Source organism: Agarivorans albus, assembly GCF_019670105.1.
GTDB lineage: Bacteria > Pseudomonadota > Gammaproteobacteria > Enterobacterales > Celerinatantimonadaceae > Agarivorans > Agarivorans albus.
Map to the genome: position 1 here is coordinate 3,915,221 of NZ_AP023032.1, position 16,685 is coordinate 3,931,905.

The window sequence follows — 16,685 nt, forward strand, 5'->3', positions numbered from 1 at the left end:
AGCCTAAAATTCACTATCCCTTTGGTAGAGTTTATTTACATACCAAGAATCAAGCTTATCTAATACATCTTGATAATTCATACTTGATAAAATAGCTTGTGAAATCAAGAATGAATCACGCAAGCAAATATTATTTCTTATTGCATAATCTCTGATAGTATTAGTTAACTTCCCATTGGTTACGAATAAATAGGATAAGTCATATGACGGACTGGCGGCATTAACATTTAATCTATTGAAATATTTCTCTCTTATTCCAGAGTTCGACTTTATTCTATCTTGAAAAAATGCATCCTCATAAACAACCAATTTCTTATCTAATGTCTTACCACATTTCTTTGATTGAATAAAAAGCACTCTTTGCTCTACAGCAGTTCTAGAGTTTGATAGTTTAGCAATTATATCAATTCCGCCATCATTATTACCATCAACAATAATAACTCTTTGGTAACCTTGACATAAAACATATAGTACAGATACAAGAAGAAGTTTATCAGGGCAAAACCCCCTAATTAATTCATTTAGTTTCTTTGATTCAATCCAGTCGAACTTCAATTCAGCTTGCTGATGCTTGTGAGTTGCGACCTTGTCTTTTGAAATCCAAAATATTGGTGGAGAAACTCCGAGGCAATTATAGCTATCTATGATTTTATCAATTCTATTTTCGATAGCAGCATCGCAACGTTTTGCCAACTTCTCTGCATCTAAAGGCTTGTAGTGCTCTTGGTCTTTTAAGTAACGGTATGCCAAAGAGTATGGCGTAAAACTTTTTACGCCAATATCCTCAAAATTGTCAGTAAACTCGTCAAGTTTTTTAACTAATTCAGAAGGAGTCATGGAAGCTACTCTTCCAACATACTATTAATAACTTCTCGTAATTGCTTCAAGCTAGAAAACACATCGTCTCTAGATTTTCGTATGGTAGCATAAGGTATATTAGTTATTGCTTTCTCCGCTCTTAAAACTTCTGTTTTCCAATCGTATTCTTTCGTCTGTTCAGCTCTTCCCCAAGCCTGCTCTATAGATATGTCAAAATTATCAACTTCTGCGATTAGATCATCTCTTTTTCTATTTACTAGATTACCGATATACCTAACATGCTTAGGATCATGTATTCTTCGTCCAGTACTGCCAAGTTCAGTATTTTCCTCATCTGGACTTATCCATTCACAAAACTGCCTAAAGTTATCCTCATTCTCGTAACGATATTCATCATCATTCCACTGCATCCATACTCTTACATCTTTATTTTTATAAGCTTGCTCAAAAAGTGAAAAGTATTCATTCTTCGCTTTGTAACGAAGTTCAGGATGATTTTCCATCTGTTGCAACCCTTTATAGCCTCTATATAAGCTACCAACAGCTTTTGCAGACAAACCAAACTGTTTGCCCACCTCTGTAAAACTTTTATTCTTAATTTCTATTTGGTCGAGTATCAATTTAGCTCGTTGAGTAGGCGACCAGTCTTTTATCCCCGAAATATGCCTTATACCTTGCAGCATCCATGAAATATCTTCATCAGTCCCTGAATACTCTAGCACTTTTAAGCTTTTTATCGATTCAATTAGTTTTTCAACATAATCTTCACCTAACTCTGCATCATCAATATCACCTGACTCATACCTTTCAATGCAAGTTTTTATTGCAGATATTCTTCGGTTTCCTTCAAGTACGTAGTATTGATCATCTTGACCTTCTACTTTTTTAACAACTACTCGATCCATTGGTAAAAAGCCATTAATCAGAATGCTGTTTACTAATTCTTCTATATTGTATCTTTGAATTAAACGTAGGGAGTCTTTCTGAACCTTATCGGAAGTATACTTACTAAATGGTACTCTCTTATCTTCTTCAAAAAACCTAGGGTTATTTGGATCAAGAAATATTTTATCAATAGGTAATTCTTTTTCTTTTAGATAGTCACTGTACATGTATACCTCAATAGATTAATTAATTTATATAAAATTGATGATAATCCACCATCATCTAAAATTTATTTAGTACCCGATAGTCATTTTTAAAACCTGAAATACTATTCTTATATATCGTTCGTATTTCTAGCCTGTCGATATAAAACGACTTAATATTAGATAAGCTTGAAAACCTCTCTTACATGCCATTCACACGCCTTTTCAGATGGATATAAATACGTATCTCTTGGTAGGTAAATCTGCTTGTTCTCATAATCCCAAATCATACGCTCTACCATACTCCCGCCTGTCACAGCTGGAGATACCTGTACTTTGAGTTCACTATTGAAAGTAATTACGCCTCTATCAAGTGCCTTATGGTGAATACTGCAAAGAGCAATACCATTCGAGACCTCACAAGGGCCAAAGTACTGCTTCCATTTTATATGAGCAGCTTCAATACCCACAGGGACAGTATCTAAAGCTAAATCAAAACCACACACTGCACAGCGATAGTTATAAGCACGTAGAACATTTTTACGAAAACTAGGATCACGTTGCTTAGTTGATGTATCAACTTCAAAACCAAAACGAACAAACAATTCTTCCTGTAACGTATCAGGGAAGTTGTCTTGGATTAGCTTAGAAGCAATTTTTTCTATCAACTCTGGATTAGAAATTAAGCTCTGATACGAGGAAGCGTCAAACCCCGCCATTACATTGTATTTAATGAGCTCTGACTTTTTCGGGTCTGTATTGCTTTTGCGAGGAATGCACTCTTCACCATTTTTTAATTCCCAAAATGGATCCTTCTCATTAGCCAAGCGCCAAAATGAATACTCCGGATGGTAGGCTTTTCGCGAAGGGCCATACTGAACAAGTAGCTCTTTAACCTGGTAGTCCACTTCCTTCTCAAACTGGAACAAGCGCTCATGGCCTTGCTTGTACTGAGATAAGGCATACAACAACATTAGGGGTTTGTTCGGAGCGCGTTGATCTCCGCGTCGCCATCGTGAAATCATTTGAATTTTTTCGAGTAGATCCATCAGTAACTTCCACAATAAAAACCCAGTGCGATTATACACACTGAGTCATATGTTAGTATTTATGAGATCAAAAAACGCCCACAAAGGTCTTTTAAAATCAGATATTTATTGAAGAAGCTCCCAGAATGCTTTATCTCTCATAGGAAGTATCTTCTTCCCTCCATCAATGTATAAGCTATAGTGCTTCTCTAGCTTGTTGATAGTTTCCATTAGTTTCTCTTGTTCAGCTTTCTCATTGACACCAAACATCGCTTTTAGCTCTTGTGGACGAATCTTCGCTACGCGGTGGATTACCCATGTAAGCACGTAGCTTGAGTAATCGTTCTCGCCTGTTTGGAAGTGGGTAATGTCTTGTGTGGAAAGGATCACACCAACACCGTATTCACGGCCTTCCTTCAAGATCTTACGCAAGCTTGGGAAGTTTTGAGACATGAAGTTATCGGCTTCATCCACCAAGATCATTTTAGTGATTTGGCGGAAGTCGCCCTGCACTTCTGGCTTACCCTTCTTCTGCATCTGTGAGTAAAAGAGATCTAACGTAAGCGCAACAACAAGGTTCTGAATCTCTGCTGGGTAACCTGCTAGCTCTACGACAGTGATACCATCAACCAAGTCATAAAGGCTCATGCACTTGGTGTTGTCATCTTCAAAAATCTCTAACTCATACAGGCTCTCGAGTGCCGCATATAATGAATCTTCATCTGGGTCTGTCTCAATGAACAAGTCCCATACTTGTGAGATTGTAGGCGCTGGTTTTGACCAAGTACTTGGATCTGCTTTGCGAATACCCGCTAACTCATACGCTTCACCCACCAACTTACGTAAGCGCAGTTGCTGCTTTTGACCTAAACCAAAGGCTTTACCCATGGTTTCAGAGAAGCCTCGTGCGGTATGCACTGGCAACATCGGTGTATCACCAAACAGGCTAAGTGGGTTATATGGCAGCTTGTGAAGGTTGAACTTCTTACCCGTGGTTACTTGTTGGAATTTGTCGTCTACATAATCGGATTTGTAGTCGAAAATAAGCATACCAATTGGCGCGCCGTTTACGTTGTCAGCTTGATTGCGGTAAAGCTGAGTAATCACCGATTTGGTAAACTGCGTTTTACCTGTACCCATGGTGCCGATAATACCGGTATTGGTATTCATGAATTTGGCAGTATTGGTTGGCTCCCAGTTCAATGGTGCTTGTGTTAGCGCATTGTGGCCAAATAGCACGTTTAGGTTGCTGTTAGCCTCAACCTTCATAGGCTCAACTGCTGGCATTACTTGCTCTTCAACAACTGGTTGTTCAAGCTGCACTGATTCTGTAGTGTCAACCTCATCAGGTTCCACCACCGCTGGCTGTGGTTCAGCTTCAGGGAGTTTTTCTAATCGAGTTTCACCATTCAGCACATACTCACTTGGCACGTGGCAAAGTTTCACGACATCTAATTCGTTCAATACTTCTTGCAGCGGAGTTTCAACCAAGCCAGGAAGTAGCCCCATAGGTAGGTCGACTTTTAACACCCCTTCCATCATTTGGTAGTCAGGTTGTAAACAGCCAGCCCCTTCAAGGTGGCTAACCACAAAGCCTTCTGGGTAATCTGCGATTTGACCAAGTGAATAGTCACCTTTTAGCCACTCTTCTTTGTTTGCTAGCAAAGTGTCGAAGTAATCATCAGCAAATACTTTGTATAAGCGATACTTATCAACTTGCATCAAAACTTGGCGCATGAACAAACCACGGTATAACTTGCTCGCTAAGTCTTTGTTGCCAAGTAAGTCTTGGCTTAAGTAACGCAATAGCTCTTTCGATTGTTTAACGGCTTTATTGTAATTCGGCACGGAACCCGTTTTAACTTCGACAGGTAGCAGATACATGTCTTGGTCTTTGAAACCAACCAGCAATACATCATCAGAAATTTCACCTTTCTTGTAACCTTGAACGTTACGGGAGAATTCGCTGTCAGACATCTTCAGACCAATATTACCCGATACTCGAATCATCTCGGCAACAGACAGCGGCACCCATGTAATATCTGAATCATGCACTAGGCTGGTCACAAACTTGTAGGCACCAATCACACCTTTGCGCTCTTTATTGATGGTTGGCGCGCAAGTCATCATTTTCAACAGCCAATCACCGTTGAACGCGTTGAACTCATTGATTTGGCCACCATCACCTTGTTTGATGACTTTCTCAAACAAACCGCGCTGCGCAGTAACGGTGATTGCATCGTAGCTAGATGAGCTGGTGTACTGATCTGAATAGTGAATCAATACTACATCTTCATTACTGTGGAAGAAGTCCAACGTCACTTTAGGGTCAATAATAGTCGTCCAGATAGAGCTATCGTATGAACGTTCCAGTAAGCCTTTAAAGTCCTCACTGACTGCTAAGGCAACTGCATTTGCACCGTGATATTGAGTGTTCGGTTTGAGTGCAGGCTTTAATAAAGCACCAACATACTTCGCCATCATTAAATGTGGGTGATCTTGGTAGTCCGTACCTTTCAATCCAAAGCCCGTAAAGTAAGAACCTGATTTACTTTCAGAAGCATCACCCGTTAGTAGGCCATCACATGCAATGCCTGATGCCATGTCTTCTATTGCAATATCTGAGCAATCAACCTTGTCGTTATTACGGAAGAAAGAAAGATGCGCGTAAGACTGACCATCTTTCTCAGCCTGAGTATTTGTGAACTTACTGTACGTTAGGCGAGTACGAAGGATATCGATAATAGTATCGGCAACCTCTCGTACTTTACCCTTGTTAAGCTCTAACCACTCTTTCAGTTCATCGTAATTGGCTGTTTCTGCGAATCGGTCAAACGCATTAAACGCTAGCTTATCGTCATACAGGTTAATGTGAATCGATGCTGACTGCTCTTGATTGCTACGGATGTAATCCACCAGCCCCATAAACAGCTCTTCAGCACTGTCTTGGTTCACCGCATTAACGATAATGCTCTTCTCAGAGCCAGTGAACAGTTGGCTGAATGCAGTTTGGAACTCATCGATTTTCTCTTTTACCAGCTTACGAACGAACGTAAGAGAACTTTTCTCTTGAGGCACGCTCTTAATCCAGAACGCGTTCTCTTTCACTTGCTGGTTGTAGGAAAACTCATGCTTTGGATGGTAAACATATGGCAGCAAACCTTTTGGCGACAGGCGTTCAAAAGTGACATCAGGAAGCTGAGCAAAGCTCTTATCATCACGAATCGCATCTCTTAGGTTGAGGTAGTAAGCCAAAATCAGCGGATGGAAAGGCGAGTAGTACTCTTCATCTTCAGATTGTACCAATCCAATTTTCAACGCTGATTTTTGCTCTTTTGTCAGCATGCTACCCGTTGGGATTGCTTCAAAATACGCTAAGCAAGCATCAACTGTATTTTGGACGAGTGTTGTAAACTCATCGCCCCAAGATACCAATGATGGCGTACTACGGCGTTGTTCTAGGTAATCAAAAAGCTCAACGTAAGAACCATGAATAGCATCATCAATCGCTTGCAGGTCATCAAGCTTAATTGCCCCTGAATCTGCAATAGACACTACTTTGTTGTTGATGAACTCTTCCTCCCAACGCAGCAGTCTTAAACGAATACCTGGAACAACAAACTCACTGTTATCAATGCCGACTTTGCCTTTTTGAGAATAAAATTCACCGTTATATTCATCTTTGAAAAGCTTGTGGTAACGACCTCTATTAAGCAGTAAAGGTAAACTCAATGAATCAGTCGCAACTGCACCTTCAACATTAAATTTGAGCTGGTTATCACCTGATTTAACGGCAAAATCTATTTCGTCAGCTTCATTAGCTAACGCTTCAAAATCCACGAAGGCGTAATCTGCAGCATCGACAACCTGCTTGGCATCAAGCAGTGAATATGCGCTGCCTTCGTTGGCTCTGATTTGCAGTTTGTTCTCTTCCATGTTCAAGGTTAAACGCTGCTTCGCTGGTGCAGGCTCTACCAAGAAGATGTTTTTGAACGGTTCAATATAGAACTCGCCTTTACGAACAACTAAACAACGGAAGTTATAAACCTCAGATTTGTTCTCACGCTTTAGAGCCAAGTTAAAAAACAATGGCTCATGCTTGTACGTACCTTTTAAGCTAGCTCGTGTCGTTTTCAGACCATTCAGTGTGGTAATCACTTCTTCATTATCAAGCGCTTTTGCTGGCTGAATTTTGAACTGGCTTTTATCGAGATTACTCGCGCCTTGGAAGATCAGCTTCAGTTCAAACTCATTTACACCTTCATCTAACTCGATGATTAAGTGGCGATCACGCATGCCTGCTTTGGTCTCTGCACGATTGCGAGCTGTGATAGTCATACCGTCACTAGCCTGCTCCTCTTCAAGAACAAGCTGCTGCTGAGCATTGCGCTTTTTCTCTTGTAGGAATGCTTCGAACTCAACGTCTTTCCATGCATCCGTTTCTGAGAAGTTCTCTTTAATAAATTTCTCGCCGAATGATTTCAAGCGGTCTTGAAGCTGACCACCAAAGTGTTCAACTTCAAAAGAGAGCTCTTCGTAAAGTGCACGGTTATCTTCTAGGCGTTTTTTTATTTGCTTAGGATTGCCGCTCATTTCAGCTACGAGCGGATCTTCAAACATGCCTAATTCATTGAAGCGTAAGTCACCGTCTTCAACGGCTTTGTATAGGGACTCGAAACCAAACATGGTTGCGCCATCTTCTAAAATGGCATCGAATTGATCATCAAGCAGACAGTTTGACACATCGCGCCCTTTATCTTGCTGATCGATTAACCCTTTCATTGCCGCTTTGATCTTTGATGCGCTCCAAACCTGTCCCACTTGAGCCAAGTCTTCTGCAGAATTTATCAAGGTATCAAGCAAGCTGTTGTGGATCACTACCAGCGCGCAGCCTTTTAAGTAACCAGATTGGCTCGCCACTTCGTCGCGCAAATGTGAGATATAATTTTCAGTGAACCCTTCAAACTCTGATGGGTTTTCACTGTGAATTACAGGTACGATCCTACAGCCTGACAGTTCAATGAATGGCAATTTAATGTCATTAGTCGCATCAATACTATTTTCAGAATGCGCCGTCATAGACCGATACAAACGCATGCTATTTTCATAGTCTGGTGACTTAAATTGATAACGAAAGCCAGCCTTAATGTGTGTTTCAGCGTCTGCCAAAAACTGCTCGACCAAAAAGGTCTCAAATTGTTTTACGGACATACACTGCGTCTCCACTATCACTCATGCGCTCTACATTACCAATGCGCTCATAGAATTTAATTAGTTCTTGTTCTGTTTGTTTGTCGACAAAAATGCCACGTTGCTCAAAGGCTGTGATCAATTCGTAGAAACGGAGTTTATCTTTTTCTCCAACTACAAGATTGGTTAATAAAATAATGTAGTCTTGATTGAGCACTAATACTCGACCACTTCGGCCTCTATTTTGAATAAAGTGAGAAGCGAGGTATTTCTCGACTTCCAATACATATCTCTTGTTGATATTGAATCGCTCTCCTATACTGAACTGCGCCAATGCTAGCTTCATAACATTGCCTAACCAATCCAGTGCAGCATCCGACTCGTCTAAAACCGTATCTAGATTTCGCTGCGACTTGAACGCACGAGCAAATTTCTCTAAGCGTTCTTTCAAGTGAGTAAGCTTTGATTCCTGAATACCCTTAGATATTTCCCACAGTGGAACTTTTATTGCGCCTTTCTCACTCGAGCTGGGTTGAAGTATTTCAAGCATGGTCAGCATAGGGAAAAGTCGAGTGGCTGATTCATTGAACAGCTTATAGCCATGATTTTTAATATGCGTACGTTCGTTACTCGCACGCTCGTGATCCATAATGAAATACAATGGTTTGGCAACGGGCTCTTGACCGCTTCGCCAATCCACTAGAGCTAGACTTAACTGAACAGTGTAAGTAAAACCGTAAAAAGACAAAAATGACTCAATTTCACTAAGCAAATACTTAGGACGGCTAGCTAAAAATTTCAGGTCTTCACGAAATGCTTTCGAAAGGTATGGTAAGTAAGGTTTTTCGCTCGCTTGCAACGACGAATCAGGCTTCATTTTTTCGCGCAAAGTAGAAAGCATCTCACGCTCAACGAAGTTTAACTTAGCTTCAAACTCTTCGACGCGCATGTTCTGAAGTAAGTTAGTAAACATAGAAGCAACACGTGAATCGCCTGCTGCAAATTCACCTTTTTGAGCACGGAACAGAAGGAGTTCAGGGCTCACAGTAAAGATGTCTTTATTTTCAAAATACATCTCTTTTAGCACCTGCCAAAACTCTTCTTCACCAAGCTTTTCTTCAAACGCACTTTGGCAGTCGGCCACAAACTGTTCGTAGCTATAACCTTCTACCTTTTTACGCAGAAGCCCTCGCAAAACCAAACCTATAACTGCATCAAAATCAAAATCATTGCCTTTAGTTCGAATAGGTAAGTAGCTGCTTAGGCTGTTTTTATTCGGCACGCCTTCCGCAGTTTGTGGCAACGATTGATTAAATGGTGGGGTGTAATTATCCATTGTCATTTTATAAGCCACTCACTTCGAAATATTCATCATCTTCATTCACGATCTTGTAGCGTTTGTCGTTTTTCAGAATAAACAGAGTATTCTTTTCGTTCGCTACCGTGATGATCTGCTCTATTACTTCATCCAACAAAAGCACCGCATTTTTATCATGCTTATTCGGACGGTACCCTTGGTTGATTTTTTCCAACAACTCCAACAAGTTAATACTTATCGGCATTGGAAAAAGTGAATGTTCGTCAACTCGAATATGAGCGTTAAATGAGCCTATCTTGCTCACCGCTTGTGTTTTAATCGATGAAAAATCAGGTTTCACCTCGAGTTCAGCCGCTGTTTTAAAGCCGTTGTATTCAGAGATAAAGAACTGGTCTTTATCAAGTGATGGCGAATTGCGGTTACAGTAGCGATGCACAGCTGAAATGAGAGTGTCTTTATAGAACTTATTCAGCTCTTTCTTCTGCTTTCCTGAACCATCAAACTCACGGTGAAGCAGCCAGATGTTTGCGTACAGATCAACCAAAGAGTTATCAAAGTCTGCTTTCAGCTCATTAATGTAATCATTCGCAAATTGCTCTTCGTCTTTCAACAGATAAACCATGCGCAGGTATGAAGCAGCAGTGAGCACATCAAATACACCTTGTGCTTTCACCTGCTCTTTAAGTTGTGTAAAGCCTTGGTCTTCAATCCCTAGACCAAACTGAAGAACGAATTCGTCGATTTTGCGAGTGTGAATATTGCTAGGGTCAAAGCTTTGAATATGCTCTAAAAGCTCGTTATCTGAGCCAGAGAATAGATTATCGAACAGGTAGTCATCGCCCGCTAAGATCTGGTACACAAAGTCCAGTAACGCTCGCGCCGTTAGGAACTGATCTTTGATTAAGCGAGCTTTCAGTAGCAAAGAAATAATATTCTTCTGCACAGATTCCAGCCCCAGCAACGCATAGTTCGCCGAGAGCTTGCTGTGACCTAGCTTTTGAACTTCACTGTCATAAAGTGCGTAAAACGGGTTATCTAACGTTTGCTCAGTTAAACGAGCTAGAAACTTGGCTGCAAAGTCAGAAGTGCTAACTTCATGCCCCAGCGTAAATTTCGGGTATTGTTCGAAATCTAAGAAAATGTGGTTATCTGGAATATCGCCGGTTCTGTTTTCCAGGAACGCTTTTATAGAAGCTTTAATATCGTCATGTTGCTCAGCTCCTTCTTCAGCATAATTGCCTAACATTCCGACATTAATACCTATAACCAAAGAGCTAGATTGCTCTTTAGACGCCAAAAAACATTCGTCAAGAGCTTGGATCGCTGTTTGTCCTGGACTAAAACTATGCGTAGCGTCCAAATGATAGCTTGCTACTTTGGGGTATTTTAGCTTTGCTCGGGTTAGTATTTCAGATTTTCCATCTCCGCTACTACCACAAAGAAAAATAGTTTTTCTCTCTCCTTCATATGACAAACGAGAGAGCTGGCTGTTAAAGTCTTTCTCAATATCAGTTTGTATGTACAAATAACGCTTGAGTTCATCTAGATAGAGATCGGAAGAAGGCTCTCTTTCCGTAGAAACCGAATAAGGGGAAGATTTGGATAGAACGCCCAGTGCCTCTCTAAAGGTAACAGCAGAGCCCGTCTTAGTTTCAGGTTTCATTTTCACCTTCAGAAATTATAGATATTTTTGTTAATTTGATACTACCAATCCACTTTTCTTGAAACAATCTTATCAACGGTTTTTGTAGCTTATCCTTCGAAAACATTGACCTAGCTACTAGTTAGTGGAAGAAAACAAACAATCATACGATTTAACTTCACTAATAATTGACATTTTACGAACATCGGTGTTCACCACCAGAAACGACGATGCACAGTTTTTCGCCATTAATTACTCAATGCGAAATTAGGTATACATCAGAAAAGAGGCAAAGAAGGGCTGAAAAATTTAGGCTAAAATGTTGAGTTGTAGAAACATGCAGAAAGTTCATTTCTAACGCAATAATGGTAATCATTATTTCCCACTGTACTAAATCGAGTTCTGTTTTAGATTTAACTATCCTTTTAGATTAGAAGACGTACTGGATGTCCTCTTGAGATCATAGGTAAACACTCGACCAACACTTTATAGATTACAGGGCCTATTCGGTCAGCGCCTAGTTATATCTATAACATGTGATTTGGCTTCTTTTTCCATTTTATTGACTTTTTGGCTTCTAATCGCAGTCTCTTTAGAAACTGGCTGTTTATTTCTTGGTTTAGCTCCACTCATTCTTTCCCAAATCAATTCTTCAGGGATCACTTGACGAAGGAGCCTTTCAATAGCAACTTTGGGTTTTATAGAGTGCTTTTCTGCAGCTTTATTTACTGCATTTTTCAAGCACCAATGCTTATCTAAGTACAGCCATAAAGCTAAATCAACGCTCTTGTATAAGGCTTTATCTTTGATAAAAGGAAGCTCTTTAACTGCTTGCTCTTTAGTAAAAAGGATCGCCATAAATAGTCCTCAAAACAGCAAAAAATTAATAACTAAAGTGTTAATTAGTAGATTACCCAAAAGCAAAGATGAAACCAATCAGTCGATATCACGTTTTAAAACTTATCTTAATTCGCTAGACGGTTCCGCCTTCATAATAATACTGTCAGAGCTATCTTCACCGACCATCACCCCCAGCATTTTGACCATTTTCTTTTTAGTCTGCCCATCGCACTTGAAAAATAAGTTTACGATCTGCTCTTCCAACTTCTTATCTGCTTCTAGTCGACCAGCGCGTTCCAAAATATAGGACTCGACTTTTTCCGCTGGTATACGCAACTCATCTGCTGAAAAGACCACATAGCCTTGTGTTACGTCTGGGGATCTAGACGTTTTATGATTCATCAGCCTTTTAATGGTGTACGTTCCTACACCAGCCAATTCAGCTAGACTTGCAAAGGTTCGGCGCAGATCGTGACTCCGAAAGTTAATTGGATTTCCAAGCGCTTCAGCTTGTGCTTCGATCTCCCAGATGGTTTTTTTAGGATCATTAATACATTTTTGGGTATTCGCATTTGGGAAAACATATTCACTATCATTTTTCTGTTCTTTCCGGCGTAACAAAATTTTTTTAAGTGACTCAGTAATTGGCAATTCTAATTCCTGGCCGTTTTTTGTTTGGCTAATCCAAAAATAACCCCCATCGAGTTCTACTCTGCTCCAAGTTAATTGCAGCACTTCAGACCGTCTTAACCCAGTAAACAAAGTAAACTCCAATGCATCACATATAGCCACACGAGTTAAGTTGTACTCTTCTTCAGCCGTATTTCTCACAAAATCTATGGCATCTAGCCACGTACTCAATTGGTGGTTACGAATTCGAGTATTTTTTCGCTCAACATTGTGCCATTGCCGAGTAGTTGATAATACCGACACAGGATTTTCGGGCAGCAGTGGCTGGTCGTGTTCATCACGATAATAGTCTTTGGAGAAATTGAAAATCGTTCGAAATATTCTGGCCCACAAGTCAGCCTGGGCTTCGCTAGGCCTTCTCATTCGCTGAACGTCTCCTCGCTCATTCTTCCAAGTAATAGTTCCTCGGGTAATGCTATTGTGCATCTTTTGAATATCGGCTCGACGTATTGCGGCAAGCGGCTTATTCAACCAAGCATAAGAGTAGGTAGATAACACGCTGCGATACTGCTTGGCTGTGCGAGGTTGAATTTTTCCCTCTCTACACTCTAAGTAGTTGTCTAAAGCCTCTTGCAGCGTGACGCCTAAAGAAGCCTGTTTGCGCTTCTCTTGATTTGGATTAATTCCAGTAGCTAATTGCCCTTGAATAATTCTTGCTTGGGATTTAGCGAGCTCTGGCGAGAGCTCTGGATAATGGCCTAAAGTGACGGTAACACCTTTCCCATTGAAATTTTTTCGCACCCTAAAAACACATAATCCCGTGGGCATATGCTCTAAAATAAGCCCGTTTACTGCCTTATCCCTATATCGAGTGCGGCGCCGAGGCGGCTTTAGGTTATCAATTTCACGCTTGCTAAACTTAATATATCTGCTCATATGAGAAATCCTGTGCCACGTATGTGCCATAAAAGGCGTCAAAAACAGGGTATAAGCATCTATTTTGAATTGCACGAGAGCGAAGATAAGCGTCGATAAAATACTATAAAATCATATAATTAAGTATGTTCATCAAACTTTATCAACGTTGTTTTCCTCGCGCTCATAATCGTTAGGTCCACAGTTCAAGTCTGTGAAGGGCCACCACATACAAAGGCGTAGAAGGTTAATACCTACTACGCCTTTTTTGTAAGGTCTGTTCAGCAAACAACAAGCTATTGAGAGTAGCTGTTAACCGTCACGCCCAAATTTAAGCGTAATAGTGTAGCCTTGTGGTGTTAGTCATTATCTAGGTTTACCAGCAATCATACGCCTCTCGGAACTTTAAACAGGCAATGGCTGATGATTTTTTACTTCACGTATAGCAAAGCTACTATCTAACTGGCTTACCATAGTTAAGCGTTGTAGCTCCCTCACCCACTTTTCATAGGCCGCTAAGTCTGCTGTTAATACTTGAAGCAAGTAATCAAAAGCGCCTGATACAGTATGGCAACTGACCACTTCCGGCATGTCTTTTACTGCCGCTTCAAAGGCCATTACCGGTGCATCTTGGTGCTCCTTTAAACGAACGTGCACAAAGGTGGTAATTTGCAGGCCTAGCTTGGCCTTGTTGAGGTGAGCGCGATAAGCCTCAATATAGCCTTGCTGCTCAAGTAAGCGTAAACGCCTAGCTACCGGAGACGCCGACAAGCCTACCTGTTCCGCCAACTCTGCTGTAGTAAGCCGACAGTCACGCTGAATCAAATGTAATAACTCTCGATCAACTTTATTCATCCCACACCACCAGCATTCAAAACCAATATTTATTCAAAGATTAGCAATCTGAGCTAACAACAAGGCCAAATTTTATTTATTAAGCCTCCGTTAACTAGCCATCATTAGCAACAATACCTTATCTCCATAAGGATATGAATCATGGCTACAACAAGCACTCCAGCAGGCTTAGCTAATTTGCAGGTTATTCCACTCTTATGCTCCCGCCAACAAAGGCGCTCAGGCTTTATTGCAGCAATTGCAACCATTATTATTTGGTCCACTTACTTTCTATCTTTGCGTAGTAGCGCTCTTTCACCGCTTAGCGTGCTTGAAATAAGCCTGTTTCGTTATGTCATTCCAGCAGTCCTACTATGCCAACTGTTGATAAAACGTTGGTCTAAAATCACTGGGGTAGCTTGGCCTTATTTGTTGGGAATGATTGCCGGAGCTGGATTGCCATTTTTCTTGTGCTCCGCCATTGCGATGTCTTATACGCCCGTGGCTCAAGGCAGCACACTTGTGCCAGGCGTCGCTCCACTTTTTGTTACCGCCATTGCGGTATTGGTATTTAAGCAGCCCTTTGAGCGTTATAAGAAAATAGGTTTAACCGCCATCTTTGTTGGAGTATTGCTGCTGTTAGCTAACAGCTTTAGCCAATCCAGCAGCCAGCAGCTACTTGGGCAAGCAATGTTTTTATGCGCGAGCTTGTTGTGGGCAATTTTTACTTTGTCTGCCCGCCAAAGTAGTCTTAGCCCACTAGAGACAGCAGCGATAATTACCGTTCCTAATGGCCTCATACTTATAATTTATACTTGGCTAAACCCAAACCATAACTGGGGTGCAGGGCACGTTCCCATTTCCGAGTTGCTCAGTCACATGCTGATTCAAGGTATTATTGTTGGGCTACTAGCAAGCTGTTGTTATAGCTTTGCCATTAGCCGCTTAGGCGCAGAGTTAAGCTCGGCCTTGGGCTCACTCACCCCAGTATTAGCATCGCTGCTGGCCTTTTGGCTGTTTGCTGAAAACCTCGACCCACTAACAATATTCGGTATTATAAGCACTGTCATTGGCGTTGTGATTGCCAGTGGATATAAGCCAAGCAAAGCGCCTGCATTACACCTTAAGGAATAACCATGTTTGCTAATCTTCCAGCCGCAAAAGATGATCCTATTTTGTCATTAGGCTTAGCCTTTAAAGATGACCCTCGCAGCGACAAAATTGACCTAGGAATAGGGGTTTACCGTAACGAACACGGCGCTACGCCGGTAATGAAAGCGGTAAGTATTGCTCAGCAACGTTTATTGGATCAGCAAACCACTCAGGCCTATATTGGCTTAGCGGGGAACGCCAGTTACAACCAAGCCATGTTAGGCTTATTGCTTAATGGCACCGACGCTTTTTCACGGGCGATAGCCATGCAAACCCCAGGGGCCAGCGGCGCATTACGTTTACTGGCCGATCTTATCGCCAGCGCCAAACCGAACGCCAAAGTATGGCTGTCTAACCCCAGCTATGTGAACCACCAACCCATAATGCAGGCAGCAGGTTTGGATGTGGGTTTTTACCCCTATTTCGACCCTGTTAGCAAGCAAGTTGACGAGCCAGCGATGTTAGAGCAAATCGCTAAGCTAGGGCCTAATGACGTATTGCTATTGCATGGCTGCTGTCACAACCCCACTGGCGCTGACATCTCTTTTTCTGCTTGGCAAAGCATTACTGAACTTGCACTCAAAAATGGCTTTTTGCCTTTTGTTGATTTGGCTTACCAAGGCTTTGGCCAAGGTTTAATGGACGATATCCTAGGCTTACAACATCTCGCTCAACAAGTCCCAGAGCTGCTGATTGCCAGCTCAAACTCAAAAAGCTTCGGTTTGTATCGTGAACGCAGTGGTGTAGCCATAGTAGTGGGAGAAACCTTACAACAAGCCACCAATGCCCGTGGAAAACTATTTGAGCTTGCACGTCGCAGCTACACCATGCCACCCAACTGGGGTGCAGCTATTGTGGCCGAGATCCTAAACGATGCTCAGCTAAGCCAACAATGGCAGCAAGAGCTAAATCAAATGAGCCAACGCATGCGTGATTTACGCCAATGCTTAGCGCAGGAGTTTGCCCTGCAATCGGGCAGCGATCGCTTTAATTATCTAACCCAGCATCAAGGCATGTTTTCATTAACCGGGTTTAACCAGCTACAACTTGAGCAACTGCGCGAGCAGCACGCTATTTACATAGTGAGTGGTGGCAGAATAAACGTAGCAGGTTTAGCCAAAACCTTTATCCCACGTTTAGTGGAGTCCTGTTTAGCGGTAGGTGTTTAAGGCTTTAGCAAACAGCTAATATCCACCAACTATAAACGAAAAAGGCTAGCAAATTGCTAG

The 16,685-nt window shown here is 41.5% G+C and carries 11 protein-coding genes; 2 read left to right on the plus strand and 9 right to left on the minus strand.

Annotated features, from left to right (window positions below):
• Positions 1 to 3: 3 nt before the first annotated feature.
• The 9 genes from K5620_RS17770 to K5620_RS17810 form a co-directional block, all read right to left on the minus strand.
• Positions 4 to 837 carry a hypothetical protein gene (locus K5620_RS17770; RefSeq protein WP_016403379.1) on the minus strand — a complete coding sequence of 278 codons (834 nt, stop codon included), beginning with the start codon at positions 835 to 837 and terminating at the stop codon, positions 4 to 6.
• A gap of 5 nt (positions 838 to 842) precedes the next feature.
• Positions 843 to 1,931 (minus strand): ParB N-terminal domain-containing protein, encoded by a 1,089-nt coding sequence (locus K5620_RS17775; RefSeq protein WP_016403380.1) that lies wholly within the window; start codon positions 1,929 to 1,931, stop codon positions 843 to 845.
• Between the two features lie 155 nt (positions 1,932 to 2,086).
• The gene (locus K5620_RS17780) at positions 2,087 to 2,956 is read right to left on the minus strand and encodes a phosphorothioated DNA-binding restriction endonuclease (RefSeq protein WP_016403381.1); all 870 of its coding nucleotides are present in this window, start codon (positions 2,954 to 2,956) and stop codon (positions 2,087 to 2,089) included.
• Positions 2,957 to 3,061: 105 nt separating this feature from the next.
• A complete protein-coding gene (gene dptH / locus K5620_RS17785) occupies positions 3,062 to 8,146 on the minus strand; it encodes a DNA phosphorothioation-dependent restriction protein DptH (RefSeq protein WP_016403382.1) in 5,085 nt (1,694 codons plus the stop codon).
• Entirely contained in the window at positions 8,127 to 9,467 is a 1,341-nt protein-coding gene (gene dptG, locus K5620_RS17790; RefSeq protein WP_040307559.1) for a DNA phosphorothioation-dependent restriction protein DptG, read from the minus strand. The genes dptH and dptG overlap by 20 nt, the downstream gene beginning before the upstream one ends.
• A gap of 1 nt (position 9,468) precedes the next feature.
• Positions 9,469 to 11,106, minus strand: a complete 1,638-nt coding sequence (gene dptF, locus K5620_RS17795; protein ID WP_016403384.1) for a DNA phosphorothioation-dependent restriction protein DptF — start codon at positions 11,104 to 11,106, stop codon at positions 9,469 to 9,471.
• Between the two features lie 489 nt (positions 11,107 to 11,595).
• Positions 11,596 to 11,943, minus strand: coding sequence for a hypothetical protein (locus tag K5620_RS17800; protein WP_016403385.1), 348 nt, complete (start codon positions 11,941 to 11,943; stop codon positions 11,596 to 11,598).
• 102 nt (positions 11,944 to 12,045) lie between these two features.
• Positions 12,046 to 13,491: a tyrosine-type recombinase/integrase gene (locus K5620_RS17805; protein ID WP_016403386.1), complete on the minus strand. Its 1,446-nt coding sequence runs from the start codon at positions 13,489 to 13,491 to the stop codon at positions 12,046 to 12,048.
• 384 nt (positions 13,492 to 13,875) lie between these two features.
• The gene (locus K5620_RS17810; protein WP_016403387.1) at positions 13,876 to 14,325 is read right to left on the minus strand and encodes an Lrp/AsnC family transcriptional regulator; all 450 of its coding nucleotides are present in this window, start codon (positions 14,323 to 14,325) and stop codon (positions 13,876 to 13,878) included.
• A gap of 141 nt (positions 14,326 to 14,466) precedes the next feature.
• Here K5620_RS17810 and K5620_RS17815 point away from each other — a divergent pair, with 141 nt between their 5' ends.
• The gene (locus K5620_RS17815) at positions 14,467 to 15,438 is read left to right on the plus strand and encodes a DMT family transporter (protein ID WP_016403388.1); all 972 of its coding nucleotides are present in this window, start codon (positions 14,467 to 14,469) and stop codon (positions 15,436 to 15,438) included.
• Between the two features lie 2 nt (positions 15,439 to 15,440).
• The gene (locus tag K5620_RS17820) at positions 15,441 to 16,625 is read left to right on the plus strand and encodes an amino acid aminotransferase (RefSeq protein ID WP_016403389.1); all 1,185 of its coding nucleotides are present in this window, start codon (positions 15,441 to 15,443) and stop codon (positions 16,623 to 16,625) included.
• Positions 16,626 to 16,685: the final 60 nt, after the last annotated feature.